Annotated in this window: 3 protein-coding genes; all 3 read right to left on the bottom strand. The window is 76.8% G+C overall.

The window, feature by feature from the left end:
• Nucleotides 1–47 precede the first annotated feature (47 nt).
• The 3 genes from ACLQ2V_RS24845 to ACLQ2V_RS24855 are packed head-to-tail and all read right to left on the bottom strand — an operon-like array spanning nucleotide 48 to nucleotide 16,362.
• Entirely contained in the window at nucleotides 48–1,274 is a 1,227-nt protein-coding gene (locus ACLQ2V_RS24845) for a cytochrome P450 (RefSeq protein ID WP_425720987.1), read from the bottom strand.
• A complete protein-coding gene (locus ACLQ2V_RS24850; protein WP_425720988.1) occupies nucleotides 1,271–8,482 on the bottom strand; it encodes an amino acid adenylation domain-containing protein in 7,212 nt (2,403 codons plus the stop codon). Before ACLQ2V_RS24850 ends, ACLQ2V_RS24845 begins: the two co-directional genes overlap by 4 nt.
• A complete protein-coding gene (locus ACLQ2V_RS24855) occupies nucleotides 8,479–16,362 on the bottom strand; it encodes an amino acid adenylation domain-containing protein (RefSeq protein ID WP_425721036.1) in 7,884 nt (2,627 codons plus the stop codon). The genes ACLQ2V_RS24850 and ACLQ2V_RS24855 overlap by 4 nt, the downstream gene beginning before the upstream one ends.
• Nucleotides 16,363–16,370: the final 8 nt, after the last annotated feature.

Consider the following 16,370-nt stretch of genomic DNA (forward strand, 5'->3'; position numbering starts at 1 on the left):
CGGTGGATGGTGCCGGGGTGTCGGGGCACGAGGGCGCGCTGGGCGCGTCAGAGCCGCACCGGCAGGGCCTGCAGGCTGCGGTTGAGCAGCGACGGCGCCCAGCTCACCCGGTCGGCGGCGAGGGCCAGCCGGGGCGCGGCGGCCAGCAGGTCGGTCAGGGCGGCACCGGCGACCAGGCGGGCCAGCGGCGCGCCCAGGCAGAAGTGCGCGCCCTGCCCGAAGCCCAGGTGCGGGTTGGGGTGCCGGCGCAGGTCCAGCTCGTCGGGGCGGCGGAACCGGGCCGGGTCGCGGTTGGCGGCGGCGGTGATCAGGTACATCCGCTCCCCCGCGCGCAGCCGCTGACCGCCCAGCTCGAAGTCGTCCTTCACCTGCCGGATCGACATCTTCGACGGGCCGTCGAAGCGCAGCAGCTCCTCCACGGCGGTGGGCGCGAGCTCCGGCTCGGTGCGCAGCAGCGCGAGCTGGTCGGGGTGGCGCAGCAGGTTCCACACCCCGACGGCGATGAGGTTGCTGGTGGTCTCCCCGCCGGCGAAGGCCACGTGGGTGAGCATGGCGACGAACTCGTCCTCGCTGACGGAGTCGCCGACCAGCCCGCTGGCCAGCGCCGAGCTGATCAGGTCGGCCTGCGGGTCGGCGCGGCGGGCCCGGACCAGCTCGCGCAGGTAGTCGAAGAGGTCCAGCAGGGCGCGCTGGGAGCGTTCGTGCTCGTCGGGGGTCTGCACCCCGCCCAGGGCCAGGTCGCCGACGCGGATGGCCCAGCGCTGGAACATCGCGGTGTCGTCGACCGGCACGCCCATCCAGGCCGCCGCCACGGTCGCCGGCAGCGGCCGGGCGAAGTCGGCGACCAGGTCGGTGACGCCCCCGCCGGCGCCGGCCTGGGCGGTCAGCCGGGTCACCGCCGCGCGCACCATCGGCCGGTTGCGGCGGATCTGGCTGGGCCCGAACGCACCCCGGAAGACGCTGCGCAGCCGGCGGTGCTCCGGCGGGTCGACGAAGACCATCCACCCGGCCATGATCTTGAACGCGCGGGCGGCCTCGGGGCTGAGCAGGTGCAGCGGCGTCTGCGCCAGCATCGGGCTGATCCGGTCGGCGGAGACCGCCGGCTCGGTGAAGCAGGCGGCCACCGGGTCGTACCCGGTCACCAGCCAGGCCCGGTGCACCGGGCTGAAGTGCACCGGCGCGGCGGCCCGCAGCTCGGCGAGGTACGGGAACGGGTCGGCGAGGATCTCGTCGTCGACCAGGTAGCGGTCGGTAACGGGTGCGGTGGTCGTCATGCCGTTCGCTCCATCAGCTCGGCGGCGATGGCGGCCACGGCCGCCACGTCCGGGTCGGTGACCATGCTCCGGTGGGTGCCGGGCAGGTGGTGGACGGTGGCCGCCGGGAACATCTCCCGGCAGCGCCGCTCGTAGGTGGGCCAGCTCTCGCCGGCCACCACGGAGGCCCGGCCGGGGCCGGCGGTGGCCGCCTCGGCGCTGACCACCAGGTGCGCGGGCCCGGCGTACGGCTCGGGGCGGTAGCCGGCGGCGGCGCGCAGCAGCGCCGTCCACATCGCCACCGGCCAGTCCGCGCCCAGCTCGGCCTCGGCCTCCTCGACCCCGGCGGCGCGCAGCGTCGCCACCAGCTCGCGTTCCTGGCTGAGCCGGGCGGGGGTGCCCGGGGTCAGCTCCCGGACCGCCTCGCGCATGGCCACGGCCCGGTCGAGCAGGTCCAGGGCCTCGGTGACGGCGAACATCCCGGCCTCGTCGGGCACCGCCGGCTCCAGCAGCAGCAGGGTGTCGACCCGCTCGCCGGCGGCGGTGAGCCGAATCGCCATCTCCTGGGCGATGTTGGCCCCCATCGACCAACCGAGCAGCGCGTACGGGCCGTGCGGCTGGCGGGCGCGCAGCTGGCGCAGGTAGTCCTCGGCCAGGCCGGACATCGTGTCGGCGTCGACGCCGCCGTCGATGCCCCGGGCCTGCAGGCCGAGCACCGGCCGCCCCGGCGGCATGGCCTGGGCCAGCGGCAGGTACCAGGCGACGCTGCCGCCGCTGGGGTGCACGCACCACAGCGGACGCCGGTCCCCCGCGTCGCCGTCGCCGTCGCCGTCGCGCAGCGTCACGACCACCCCGCCGGTACGCCGCACGGGCTCCCCGGCCGGGCCGGGCTCCCGGGCGGTGACCGCCTCGGCCAGCGCCGCCACCGTGGGGTGCTCCAGGATGTCGGCCACCCCGACCGGCAGGCCGAGGTCGCAGGCGCGGGCGGCGAGCCGGACGATGGCCAGTGAGTGCCCGCCCAGGTCGAAGAAGTCGTCGTGCACCCCGACCCGGTCCAGCCGCAGCGTCTCCGCCCAGAGCTTCGCCAGCGTCGCCTCGGCGTCGGTGCGCGGCTCGGCGTACGGGCGCTCCGGCGCGGCGGAGGCGTCCGGGGCCGGCAGGGCGGCCCGGTCGAGCTTGCCGGTGCGGGTCATCGGCAGCTCGGTCAGCGCCACGAACGCGCTCGGCACCAGGTACGTCGGCAGCCGCTCGCGCAGCCAGCGGCGCAGCTCGGCGGCGGCCGGGACGGTGTGCCCGGCCACCGGCACCACGTACGCCACCAGCCGGGCGTCGCCGGGGACGTCCGCGCGGGCGGCCACCGCCGCCACGGCCACGTCGGGGCGCGACGACAGCGCCGCCTCGATCTCGCCCAGCTCGATGCGCCGGCCCCGGATCTTCACCTGCCCGTCGACGCGGCCGCCGAACTCGAGGGTCCCGTCGTCGCGCCAGCGCCCCCGGTCGCCGGTGCGGTAGAGCCGCCGGCCCCCGCCGGCCGGATCGGGGACGAACCGCTCGGCGGTCAGCCCGGCCTGCCCGACGTAGCCGCGGGCCAGGGCGTCGCCGCCGAGGTAGAGCTCCCCGGCCACGCCCACCGGCACCGGGCGCAGCTCCTCGTCGAGGACTTCGACGGTGGTGCGGGCCAGCGGCCGGCCGATAGGGACGCTGACCGCGTCGGCCGGCACGTCGCGGACCTGGTGGGCGGTGACGATGAGGGTCGACTCGACCGGCCCGTACCCGTTGACCAGGCGCAGGTCCGGCCAGCGGGCGGCCAGGTCGCGGGTGTGCGGCGCGGACGCCGCCTCCCCGCCGAAGAGGACCTGGCGCAGCGGGCCCAGCTCCGCCGGGCACTGCTCGACGACCAGGTTGAACAGCGTGGTGGTGAGGAACGTGGTGGTGACGCCGTGGCGGCGGATCGCCGCGACGATGCCGTCCGGGGTGACCGGCCCGGCCGGGTAGAGCGCGCAGGTGCCGCCGTGCAGCAGCGGCCCGAAGATCTCGAAGAGCGCGGCGTCCCAGTTGACGCTGCTCAGGTGCAGGACCGTCTCGTCGGCGTCGAGCCGGATGAAGTCCTGCCCGACCAGGGAGTCCACGATCGCCCGGTGGGTCAGCGCGGTGCCCTTGGGCCGGCCGGTGGAGCCGGAGGTGTAGAGCACGCATGCCAGGTGGTCGGCGTCCGGGCCCGGGGTCGGTGGGTGCGCCGGCTCGGCGGCGAAGGTCGACTCGGCGAGGGCGACGACGGTGCCGACCCGCTCGGGCACCTGGTGACGCCACTGCGGCTGGGCCAGGACCAGCTCCGCGCCGGTGTCGGCGACCAGCAGGTCCAGGCGGCGGCGCGGGTCGCGCGGGTCCAACGGCAGGTACGCCGCGCCGGCCTTGAGGATGCCGAGCATCCCGACGATCAGGTCGACGCCGCGTTCGGCGCAGAGCCCGACGACCCGCTCCGGGCCGGCGCCGTGGCGGCGCAGGTGGTGGGCGACGCGGTTGGCCCGCGCGTCGAGCTCGGCGTAGCTGAGCGTGGCGTCGGCGGCGGCCAGGGCCACCCGGTGACGGTTCGCGGCCACGGCGGCGGCGAGGACCGCCACCAGGCTGCGGTCGTCGCGGTTCGGCCCGGCGGCGGCGGCCCGCACCACGGTCGCCCCGGCCGGCACGCCGGGGGCGGCCTGCGGGTCCGTGACCATCGCGGTGAGCAGCGCGCAGTACGCGTCGGCCAGCCGCTCCACCTCCCCCTGCGACATCCGGCCGGCGTCGGCCTCGAACGACACGCCCTGCGGGCCGGTGGTGACCATCAGCCCGAAGTTCGTCCGGGCGATCTCCTCGGTCTCCTGCTTGTGCTCGGTGCCGAGGCCGTGGAAGTGCACGTAGTTGAACGCGGTGTCGACCAGCACCTCCCCGGCCCACCGGCCGCGCTGCAACTCCGCCAGCGGGAAGCGGCGGTGCGCGATGACGTCCCGCTCGGCGGCGAAGACGTCGCGCAGCAGCTGCGTCCAGCTCGTCGCGGCCGAGCGCACCCCGAACGGCATCACGTTGAGGAACAACCCGCGCATGCCCTCCGCGCCGGCCCGCTCCGGGCGGCCGTTGGTGGCGAACCCGACCGAGTACGCCTCACCGTCGGCGAGCTGCCGCATGAGCCGGTAGTACGCGGTGAAGAGCACCGTCTTGCGGGGCACCCCGGCGCGGGCGGCCAGGGCGTCGATGCCGGCGTGCAGGTGGGCGTAGCCGCGCAGCGCCTCGCAGGTGGACTTGTCGGTCGGCTCGGCCACGGAACGCGGCACCCGCACGGGCGGGAAGCGCTCCACCATGGTGTCCCAGAACGCCCGCGCGGCCGGGTCGTCGACGGCGGCGCGTTCCAGGGCCACGTACTCGGCGAAGCGGGGCGGCGGCGGGCCGGCCGGGGCGTCGCCGACGCCGGTGAGCGTGCGGCGGTGCCGGTCGACCAGCTCGGCGATGAGCGAGGTGAGGCTCCACCCGTCGAGCACGGCGTGGCAGTCGGTGATGGTGAGCCGGTACTCGGCGTCGTTGAGCAGGTGCACGTGCAGCCGGATCAGCGGCGGTACGTCCAGCTCGAACCAGCGCGCCGCCTCGGCGTGCAGGTACTCGCGCAGCCGCTCGGCCTGCTCGGCGTCGGCCAGGCCGCGCAGGTCGGTCACGCCGACCGGCAGCTCCGCGTCGGGGTGCACCAGTTGCAGCGGCTCCTCGTACGAGCTCCAGTCGAAGCCGGTGCGCAGGATCTCGTAGCGGCGCAGCACCGCGTCGGCGGCGGCCTGCATGGCGGCGGCGGCGAACCCGGCGGGCTCCTGGACCCGGAAGCTGGTCACGTTGTGGTACGCACCCTTGCCGGCGTCGGCCAGCAGCTCGTAGAGCATGCCCTGCTGCATCCGGGTCAGCGGGTAGGCGTCCTCCAGGTGCGCCGGGAGCCGGTCCCGGTCGGCGGGGGCCACCAGGGCGAACCGGCCGACCGGCGCGGCATCGGTCGAGCCGGCAGCGCCGGCGGTCGCGGCGGCGTCGACCGCGCGGGCCAGGTCGCCGAGGCACTGGTGGGCGAAGACGTCGCGCAGCGCCACGGCGAGCCCGGCGCGCTCGGCCAGCCCGACCACCCGCAGCGCGAGGATCGAGTCCCCGCCCAGGTCGAAGAAGCGGTCGGTGACGCCGACCCGCGTTACCCCGAGGGCGGCGCACCAGACCTGGGCGAGGGCCCGCTCGGTGGGGGTGGCCGGCGGGACGTGGGCGCGGGCGGCGTCCAGGGTGGCGCCCTCGGCGGCCGGCAGGGCCCGCCGGTCGACCTTGCCGTTGGCGGTCAGCGGCAACGCCGGCAGCACGGTGAAGGTCGCCGGCACCATCGGCTCGGGCAGCCGCTCACGCAGCCAGCCGCGCAGCTCGTCGGCGGCCGGCTCGCCGTCGACGACCAGGTAGGCGTGCAGCCGGTGCTCGCCGGTGCGCTCCCCCCGGGCCACCACGGCGGCCTGGGCGACGGCGTCGTGGCGCAGCAGCGCCGCCTCCACCTCACCCAGCTCGATGCGGTGACCGCGGATCTTCACCTGGTCGTCGGCACGGCCCCGGTACTCCAGCTCCCCGCCGGGCAGGTGCCGGGCCCGGTCACCGGTGCGGTAGAGCCGCGCGCCGGGCGTGGCGGAGAACGGGTCGGGGACGAAGCGGTCGGCGGTCAGGCCGGGGCGGCCGAGGTAGCCCCGGGCCAGCCCCGCGCCGCCGACGTACAACTCGCCGGTGACGCCGACGCCGACGGGCCGCAGGTGCGCGTCGAGCAGGTGCAGGCTCAGGTCCGGCAGGGCCCGGCCGATCGGGGAGGTGGCCCCGGTGCCCAGGTCGGCGGCGGTGACGGTGCGGTGGGTGACGTGCACGGTGGTCTCGGTGATGCCGTACATGTTGACCAGCCGCACGCCCTCCCCCGCCGGGCCGTCGAGCCAGCCGTCCAGCTCGGGCAGGTCCAGCTTCTCCCCGCCGAGGACCACCGTACGGACCCCGAGGTCGGCCGGGGGTCGGCCGCCGAGGGCGGCGCGCAGGTTGCGGAACGCCCCGGGGGTCTGGCTGAGCACGCCGACCCGCTCGGCCTCCAGCAGGGCCGCGAAGCGGTACGGGTCGCGGGCGGTGGCCTTGTCGACCATGACGACGGTGCCGCCCCGGGCCAGCGCGCCCCACAGCTCCCAGACGGAGAAGTCGAAGGCGTACGAGTGGAACAGGCTCCACACCCCACCGGCGGGCAGGTCGAGCACGTCGTCGCAGGAGTCGAGGAGGCGCACGACCTGCCGGTGCGGCACGGCGACGCCCTTGGGGCGGCCGGTGGAGCCGGAGGTGTGGATGACGTAGGCGACGTTGTCGGCGCAGGTGACCGGGGTCGGGTCGGTGGCCGGCTCGGCGGCCAGGGTGGGGTCGTCCAGCCGCAGCGTGGCGGCGACGGGGGCCCGGTCGGCCAGCCCCGGCGAGACCACGGCGAGGGTGACGCCCGCGTCGGCGACGACGTACTCCAGCCGGTCGCGGGGGTGCTCCGGGTCCAGCGGCAGGTAGCCGCCGCCGGCCTTGAGGATGCCGAGGACGCCCACGGCCAGGTCGGCGTCGCGGTTGACGCAGAGCCCGACGAGGGTCTCCGGGCCGACGCCGGCGGCGCGCAGCCGGTGGGCGAGCCGGTTGGCGCGGGCGTCGAGGGTGGCGTAGTCGACCCGCTGCTCCCCGGCGACGACGGCGAGGGCGTCGGGGTGGGCGGCGGCGTGCCGGGCGAAGCGCTCGTGCAGCAGGTCGTCCGAGTCGTACGACCGCGCCGGGGCGGCCCAGGCGGCGAGCTGGCGGCGCTCGTCGGCGGGGAGCAGCTCCAGCTCGGACAGCGGGACCTCGGGGTGGGCGACGACCTGCTCCAGCAGCCGGGTGTACTGGGCGGCCCAGCGCCGCACCGTCTCCGGCCGCCACAGGTCCGCGCGGTGGAAGAACGCCGCGACCAGCCCCTCGGGGCGGCGGGCGGTCTGCAGGATCAGGTCGAACTTCACCGCGTCGAGGTCCAGGTCGAAGCGCTCGCCGGTGACCCCGCCGAGGCGCACCGGCCGGTCGTCGGCGTCGTCGTCGAGGCTGAACATGGCCTGGAACAGCGGGGTGCGGTGCAGGTCCCGGTCGCCGGCGACCTCGTCGACGACCCGCTCGAAGGGCACGTCGGAGTGCTCGTACGCGCCGAGGGCGTCGGCCCGGACCCGGCCGAGCAGGTCGGCGAAGGACGGGTTGCCGGTCAGGTCGGCGCGCAGGACCAGGGTGTTGACGAAGAACCCGACGAGGTGTTCCACCTCGGGCCGGTTGCGGCCGGCGACGGGGGTGCCGACGCCGAAGTCGACCTGCCCGGCCAGCCGGCCCAGCAGCGCCTCGAAGGCGGCCAGCAGGGTCATGTAGAGGGTGGCGCCGTGCCGGCGGGCGAGCTCCTCCAGGCCGGCGACCAGCTCGCCGCCGACGGTGAACTCGCACGTCGCCCCGGCGGTGGAGCGCCCGGTCGGCGTGGCGTCGCCGGGCAGTTCCAGCGGCGGCACCCCGGCGAGCCGGCCTCGCCAGTAGCCGAGCTCGCCGGCCAGCCGCTCGCCGGTGAACTCGCGGCGCTGCCAGGCGGCGAAGTCGGCGTACCGCACGGGGAGCGCGGCCGGCTCGCCGCCGGCGTAGAGGGTCTCCAGGTCGCGCACGAGCACGCCCATCGACCAGCCGTCGGCGACGATGTGGTGCATCGCCAGCAGCACCACGTGCTCGGTCGGGCCGAGCCGCCACACCGTGACCCGCAGCAGCGGCCCGGTGCTCAGGTCGAACGGCTCGGCGGCGGCGGCGCGGGTGGCCCGGGTGACCTCGGCGAGGCTGCCGGCGTCGACCCAGGTGACGCCGGCCCAGCCGGGGTCGATCTCCTGCCGGACGACGCCGTCGACGACGGTGAACCGGGTCCGCAGGGCCTCGTGCCGCTCGACCAGGGCGGCGAACGCGGCGGTCAGCCGGTCGCGGTCCAGCGGCCCGTCCAGGCGCCACGCCACCGCGATGGTGTACGCGGGGCCGGCGCCCTCCAGCCGGTCGAGGAAGACCAGCCGTTCCTGACCGAAGGAGACGGGCAGGCCGCTGACGTCGGTGCCCCGGGTGATGCCCGCCGGGGCGGTGCGCTGCTCGGCGCGCCCCGCGAGCCGCTGGCGCAGCAGTTCCCGCTGCGCGGGGGTGAGGGCGGTCATGCGGTCTCCTCCAGTTTGCGGGCCAGCCGGGCGATGGTTCGGGCCTCGAAGAAGGCGCGAAGGGTGAGCTTTCCGTCGAGCCGGTCGCGCAGCCGGGAGATGACCCGCAGCGCGGTGAGCGAGTGGCCGCCGAGGGCGAAGAAGTCGTCGGTGACGCCGACGTCGGGGCGGTCGAGCAGCTCCGCCCAGACCTCGGCGATGATCTTCTCGGTGTCGGTGCGCGGGGCGACGTGTCCGCCGTCCGCGCCGACGGCGGTGATCTCCGGCAGGGCCGCCCGGTCGACCTTGCCGTTGCCCAGCAGCGGCAGGGCGTCGAGGACCAGCAGCTCGGCCGGGACCAGCGCGGGCGGGAGGATCTCCTCCAGGTGGGCGCGCAGGACGGCCTCGGTGACGGCGACGCCGGGGGCGCGCTGGGCGTAGCCGGCCAGCCGCCAGCCGTTCGGCCCGTCGGGGCGGGCGACCACGGCCGCCGCGCCGACGCCCGGGTGGGCGGCGATGACCGCCTCCACCTCGGCCGGTTCGACCCGCACCCCACGCACCTTGACCTGCCGGTCGAGGCGGCCCCGGAACTCCAGGGTGCCGTCGGCGAGCCGGCGGGCGGCGTCGCCGGTGCGGTACATCCGGGCGCCGGGCGGCCCGTACGGGTCGGGCAGGTAGGACGCGGCGGTCAGGGCGGGCCGGTTGCGGTAGCCGCGGGTCACCCCGGCCCCGCCGATGTGCACCTCCCCGAAGACCCCGACCGGCACGGGGCGGCCGGCCGCGTCGAGCAGGTGCACCCAGGTCCCCGGCATGGGCCGGCCGATGCCGACCGTCTCGTACGCCGCCGCCGGGTCCAGGTCGGCGACGGTGGTGGTGACGGTGGCCTCGGTCGGGCCGTACTGGTTGACCACCCGGCGCAGGTCGGGCAGGGCGGTGTGCAGGCGGGCCAGCAGCGCCGGGGTGCACGCCTCCCCGCTGAGCACGAGCAGCCGCAGCGCCGGCAGGGTGGCCGCGCTCAGGTCACCGGCGTCGAGGAGCTGGTGCAGCAGCGACGGCACCATGCTCAGCAGCGCGGTGGGGGCGGGTCGGCCGGGCAGGTCGGCGGCGAGGGTGGAGAGGTCGGAGCGGCCGGCGCTGAGCACGGTCGCGCCGACGGTGAGCGGGCCGACGCAGTCGCGCAGGTACGCGTCGAAGCTCGGCGAGGCCCGTTGCAGGACCACGTCGTCGGCGTCGAGCCGGTAGTGGGCCAGGATCTCGTCGAGGTACGCGGTGACGCCGCCGTGCTCGGCCAGCACCCCCTTGGGGGTGCCGGTGGAGCCGGAGGTGTAGACGACGTAGGCGAGCTGCTCGGGGCGGATGGTCGGCGGCGGCGCGGTGACCGGCCGGGCGGCCAGGGCCGGGTCGGCCAGCAGCGCCGCGTCGACGACCACCGTGACCCCTGAGTCGGCGGCGAGCTGGGCGAGGCGGCGTTCGGGCAGCTCCGGGTCGAGGCCGACGAACGCGCCGCCGGCCTTCCAGACGCCCAGCACCGCGACCACGGTGTCGATGCCCCGGGGCAACCGCAGCCCGACCCGGGTCTCCGGGCCGACGCCGAGGGCGGCGAGGTGGTGGGCGAGCCGGTTGGCCCGCCGGTCCAGCTCGGCGTACGTCACCGCGCCGGTCGGGTCGAGCACGGCGACGGCGTCGGGGGTGGCCGCCGCCCGCGCGGCGATCCGCTCCGGCAGGGACGTGAACGCCGCCGGGCGGGCGGGCAGCGCCAGCACCGGCGGGGCGTCGGTCAGCGGCAGGTCGCCGACGCGGGTCGCCGGGTCGGCGACGATCGCCCGCAGCAGCAGCCGGTACGCCGCCGCCATCCGGGCGATCGTGTCGGCGTCGAAGATGTCGGTGGTGTAGTCGAACGCGCCGGCCAGCCCGTCGGGCCGGCGCACCAGCTCCAGGGTCAGGTCGAGCTTCGCCGCGCCCCGGTCGACGGGCAGCGCCGCGCCGGCCGTGTCGCCCAGCCGCAGGGTGTCCAGGGTCCAGTCGTTGTAGCTGAACAGGGCCTGGAAGAGCGGGGAACGGCTGAGGTCCCGGTCGGGGCGCAGCTCCTCCACCAACCGGCCGAAGGGCAGCTCCTGGTGCTCGTACGCGGCGAGGGCGTCGTCGCGGACCCGGCCGATCAGCTCGGCGGCGCTCGGCTCGCCGCGCAGGTCGGCCCGGAGCACCAGGGTGTTGAGGAAGAACCCGACCACGTCGCGGACCTCGGGGCGGCCCCGGCCGGCGACGGGGGTGCCGACGGCGAAGTCGGCCTGCCCGCTGAACCGCCCCAGCAGCACCTGGTACGCGGCCAGCAGGGTCATGAAGAGCGTCGCCCCGTGGGCGCGGCTGAGCCGCTCCAGGTCGGCGGCCAGCTCCGCGTCGACGGTGAACTCGACGGTGCCGCCCGCCCCGGTGCGCACCGCCGGGCGGGGCCGGTCGGTGGGCAGCTCCAGGGTGGGCAGGTCGGCCAGCCGGGCCCGCCAGTGGGTCAGCTCGCCGGCCAGCCGGTCGGCGGTGAGCCGGTCGCGCTGCCAGGCGGCGAAGTCGGCGTAGCGCACCGGAGGGCGGGGCGGGCCGACGCCGGCGTAGCGGGCCTGGAGCTCGCGCACCAGCAGGGCGGTGGACCAGCCGTCGGAGACGGTGTGGTGCATGGCGACCAGCAGCAGGTGTCCGCCGTCGGCGACCCGCCACAGCACCGCCCGCAGCAGCGGCCCGGTGGTCAGGTCGAACGGGCGGCGCGCCTCGGCGGCCAGCTCCCGCTCGGCGTCGGCCGTGCTGGCCGCGGCGCGCCGGTCCAGGCCGGGCCAGCCGGGGTCGAGGTCGGCCAGCACCACCCCGTCGACGAGGGTGAAGCGGGTGCGTAGCGCCTCGTGCCGGTCGACCAGGGCGTCGAACGCGGCGGCCAGCCGGTCGGCGTCCAGCGGCCCGGTAAGGCGCCACGCCAGCGGGATCGTGTACGCCGCGCCGGCGCCCTCCAGGCGGTCGAGGAAGACCAGCCGTTCCTGGCCGAACGACACGGGCAGCCCGGTGGTCGCGGTGCCCCGGACGATCGCGGCGGTGTCGGTGTCGGCGGTGGCCAGCAGCCGGGCCAGCCCGGCGATGGTGCGGGTGGTGAAGAGGTCGCGGAAGGTGAGCTGCCGGCCGGTGCGGGCGGCGACCGCGCCGACGACCCGGATGGCCAGCAGGGAGTGCCCGCCGAGGGCGAAGAAGTCGTCGTCCATGCCGGGGTCGGCGACGCCGAGGACCTCGGTCCAGATCTCGGCGAGCTGCCGTTCCAGCTCGTTGGCCGGCGCGCGGCGGCCGGCCCCGGTGGCGTACGTCGGCTCGGGCAGCGCGGCCCGGTCGATCTTGCCGTTGGCGGTCAGCGGCAGCTCGTCGAGGACCACCACGGCGGCCGGCACCAGGTACGCCGGCAGGGTCCCGGTCAGGTGGGCGCGCAGGTCGCCCAGCTCGGCGGGGTCGGCGACGACGTACGCGACGAGGCTGAGCGCGCCGCTGCGGTCGGGACGGGCCAGCACGGCGGCGTCGCGCACGGCGGGGTGCCGGCGCACCGCGGCCTCGATCTCGCCGGGCTCGACGCGGAACCCGCGCACCTTGACCTGCCCGTCGGCGCGGCCGACGAACTCCAGCACCCCGTCGGCGCTCCAGCGCACCAGGTCGCCGGTGCGGTAGAGCCGGCCGCCGGGCGGGCCGAACGGGTCGGGCAGGAAGCGCTCGGCGGTGCGGCGGGCCGAGCCGACGTACCCCCGGGCCAGGCCGGGGCCGCCGAGCAGCAGCTCACCGACCGTGCCGACGCCGACGGGCCGGAGCCGGTCGTCGACGACGTACGCGGTGGTGTTGTTCGTGGGGCGGCCGATCGGGACGGCCGCGCCGCCGAGCGCGGCGGTGATCGGGTGCCAGGTGGCGAAGGTGGTGACCTCGGAGGGGCCGTACATGTTGAGCAGCCGTTCGGGGCCGCCGTGGGCGAGCAGGGCGTCAACGGCGGCCGGGTCGGCGGCCTCGCCGCCGAAGAGCACGTGCCGCAGCCCGCGCAGCGCGTCCGGGCGTTCCCGGACGACCTGGTGGAACAGGGCGGTGGTGAGGAAGCAGGTGGTGACCCGGTGCCGGGCCAGGTGGGCGGCGAGGGCGGCGGGGTCGAGCGCCACGTCGGGCGGGGTGACCACCAGGGTCGCCCCGGCGACGAGGGTGGCCCAGACCTCGAAGGTCGCCGCGTCGAAGACCGGGTTGGCGGCGAACGCGACCCGGTCGTCCGGCCCGAGTCCGACGTATCCGCCGTCGTGGACGGTGCGGACCACGGCCCGGTGGGTGATGCCGATGCCCTTGGGGCGGCCGGTGGAGCCGGAGGTGTAGACGACGTAGGCGAGCTGGTCGGGGTGGACGGCCACGGCCCCGGCGGCGCCGGGCTCGGTGGAGGCGGCGGCGGTCGGGTCGGCGGCGGTCGGGTCGAGCACCGGGCAGCCCAGGTCGTCGGCCGTCCGGCCGGGCGTGGTGAGCAGCAGGGCCGCGCCGGTGTCGGCGATGAGGTAACGGCTGCGCTCGGCGGGCTGGTCGGCGTCGAGCGGCAGGTACGCCCCGCCCGCGGTGAGGATCGCCAGCTGCGCGCAGACCAGCTCCGCGCCGCGCGGCAGGCTGACCGCCACCACGGTCTCCGGGCCCACGCCGCGCTCGGCCAGGCGCCGGGCCAGCCGGTCGGCCCGCCGCCGAAGTTCGGCGTACGTCCAGACGGCGTCGCCGTCGACGACGGCCGCCCGGTCGGGGTCGGCGGCGGCCCGCTCGGCGACCAGCTGGTGCACGGCCCGCTGCGGCAGCGGCGGCCGGGCGGCGGTGCCGGCGGCCAGCAGCCGGTCCCGCTCGGCGGGATCGACCACGTCCCAGTCGCCGAGCCGGAACCCGGCGTCGGCGGCGAGGGCGGCCAGCAACCGTCGGTACGCCTCGGCGAACCGCCGCGCGGTGGCCGCGTCGAAGAGGTCGGTGGCGTACTCGACCAGGCCGGCGTAGCTGCCGTCGGGGGCCTGGTCGACGAAGAGGGTCAGGTCGAACTTCGCGGTGCGCCAGCCCAGCGGCAGCTCCTCGGCGGTCGTCCCGGGCAGCCGCAGGGCGGTGGCGGCGGTGTCCCGCAGCGCGAACATGGTCTGGTAGACGGGGGTGCGGCTGAGGTCCCGCTCCGGGCGCAGCTGCTCCACCACCCGCTCGAAGGGCACGTCGGCGTGCTCGTACGCGCCGAGGGTGGCCTCCCGGACCCGGCCGATCAGCTCGGCGAGGGTGGGGTCGCCGGTCAGGTCGGCGCGCACGGCGAGGGTGTTGACGAAGAACCCGACGACGTTCTCCACCTCGGCGCGGCTGCGCCCGGCGACGGGGGTGCCGACGGCGAAGTCGGTCTGCCCGGTCAGCCGGCCCAGCAGCGCCTGGAACGCGGCCAGCAGCACCGTGTGCAGGGTGGTGGCGTGGGCGGCGGCGAGCCGGGTCAGCGCCCGCAGCGCGTCGGCGGGCAGGTCGAAGCGGTGGGTGGCCCCGTCGGTGCCCAGCACCGCCGGGCGGGGCCGGTCGGTGGGCAGCTCCAGCGCCGGCACCCCGGCCAGCGCGCCGCGCCACCAGTCCAGCTCGCCGGCGAGCCGCGCCTCGGTCAGGTCGGCGCGCTGCCAGCGGGCGTAGTCGGCGTAGCGCACCGGCGGCGGGGGCGGGGTGGCCCCGGCGTAGAGGTCGCCCAGCTCGCGGGCGATCACGCCGAGGGACCAGCCGTCGGCGACGATGTGGTGCAGCACCAGCAGCAGCACGTCGTGGTCGGGCAGGCGGACCAGGGCGGCCCGCCACAGCGGCCCGGCGGCCAGGTCGAACGGGCGGCGGAGCTGCGCGGCGGCGAGGTCGTCGCTCCACGCGTCGGCGTCGACCCGGCGCAGCTCGACGCGGGGCTCGCCGTCGACGACGGGGGTGTCGTCGACGAAGCGGGTGCGCAGGGCGTCGTGCCGGGCGGCGAGCCGCTCCAGGGCGCGGCGCAGGGTGGCCTCGTCGAGCCGCCCGTCGACCCGCCACGCGACGGGGATGACGTAGCTGGGGCTGTCGGGGTGCAGCCGTTGCAGGAACAGCAGCCGCTCCTGGCCGAAGGAGGCCACCGCCGGCTCGTCGTCGCCGCCGGGGACCAGGGCCGGCGCGGCGTCGGCGGCCGGCGCGGCGGTGACCGCGTCGGCGAGGCGGGCGACGGTCAGGCCCTCGAAGAGGTCCCGCAGGGAGACGTCGACGCCGACCTCCTCGCGCAGCCGGGAGATCAGCCGCACGGCCAGCAGGGAGTGCCCGCCGAGGGCGAAGAACGGGTCGTCGACGCCGACGCGGGCGACGCCGAAGACCGACGCCCAGAGCTTCGCCAGCCGCTCCTGGGTGGGGTTGGCCGGGGCCCGGTAGGCGGTGGTCAGTTCGGGGCGGTCGGGGGCGGGCAGGGCCTTGCGGTCCAGCTTCCCGCTGGGGGTCAGCGGCAGCTCGGCCAGCGCCATGATCGTCGAGGGGACCATGTAGCCGGGGAGCCGGTCGGCGAGCCGGTCGCGCAGGGCGGCGGGGTCCACGTCGTCGCCGACGACGTACGCCACCAGCCGCGCCTCGGCGGCCGAGCCGACGGCCACCACGACGGAGGCCCGCACGCCGGGCTGGTCGTTGAGCGCGGCCTGGACCTCGCCCAGCTCGACCCGGTTGCCGGCGAGCTTGAGCTGCTCGTCGACCCGGCCGAGGTAGTCGACCACGCCGGGGAGGTGCCAGCCGGCGAGGTCGCCGCTGCGGTACATCCGCCCGCCGGGCTCGCCGTGCGGGTCGGGCAGGAAGCGCTCGGCGGTCAGGCCGGGCTGACCGAGGTAGCCGCGGGCGAGCTGCACCCCGGCGAGGTACAGCTCCCCGGTGCCGTCGTCGGGCACCGGGCGCAGGTCGGCGTCGAGGATGTGCAGTTGGGTGTTGGCCACGGCCGCGCCGATCGGCACGCTCGGGTGCGGCCAGTCGGGCTCGCACGCCCAGGCGCTGACCTCGATGGACGCCTCGGTGGGGCCGTAGAGGTTGTGCAGCTCGACGTGCGGCAGCAGGCGCAGCGCCCGGTTGGCCAGGTCGGCGGGGAGCGCCTCCCCGCTGGCCATGATCCGGCGCAGGGTGTGGCAGTCGGCCGCGCCGGGCTCGCCGACGAAGAGGGCCAGCATGGTGGGGATGAAGTGGACGCTGGTGATCTCGCGGCGCTGGATCGTCTCGACCAGGTAGCGGCTGTCCCGGTGCCCGCCGGGGCGGGCGATGACCAGTCGGGCGCCGACGATCAGCGGCCAGAACAGCTCGTAGACCGAGACGTCGAAGGCGTACGGGGTCTTCTGCAGCACCCGCTCGTCGGCGGTCATGCCGTACTCGTGCTGGCCCCAGCGGAGCCTGTTGACCACGCCCCGGTGCTCGGCGACGACGCCCTTGGGGCGGCCGGTGGAACCGGAGGTGTACATGACGTAGCAGGCGTTGCGCTCGTCCACGGCGACGCCGCACGGGTCGTCGGGTTCGCCGTCGGTGTCGGCGAGGGTCAGCTCGGGCAGGCCGGGCAGGCCCAGGTCGCACTCCATGCCGGGGCCCCGGACCAGGGCGACCGCGCCGGCCTGGCCGGCCATGTAGGTCAGCCGGTCGGTGGGCAGTTCCAGGTCCAGCGGCAGGTACGCCGCCCCGCTCTTGAGGATGCCGAGCAGGGCCACCAGCAGGTCCAGGGAGCGTTGGGCGCCCACGGCGACCACCGTCTCCGGGCCGGCGCCGCGCCGGCGCAGGGCGTGGGCGAGCCGGTTGGCCCGCCGGTCCAGCTCCCGGTAGGTCAGCTCCGCGCCCTCGAACTCCAGGGCGACCGCGTCGGGGGTACGCCGGGCCTGCGCCTCGATGAGTCCGTGCATGGTGCTCA

Origin of the sequence: Micromonospora sp. DT233 (assembly GCF_049841815.1) — a bacterium.
Lineage (GTDB): Bacteria > Actinomycetota > Actinomycetes > Mycobacteriales > Micromonosporaceae > Micromonospora.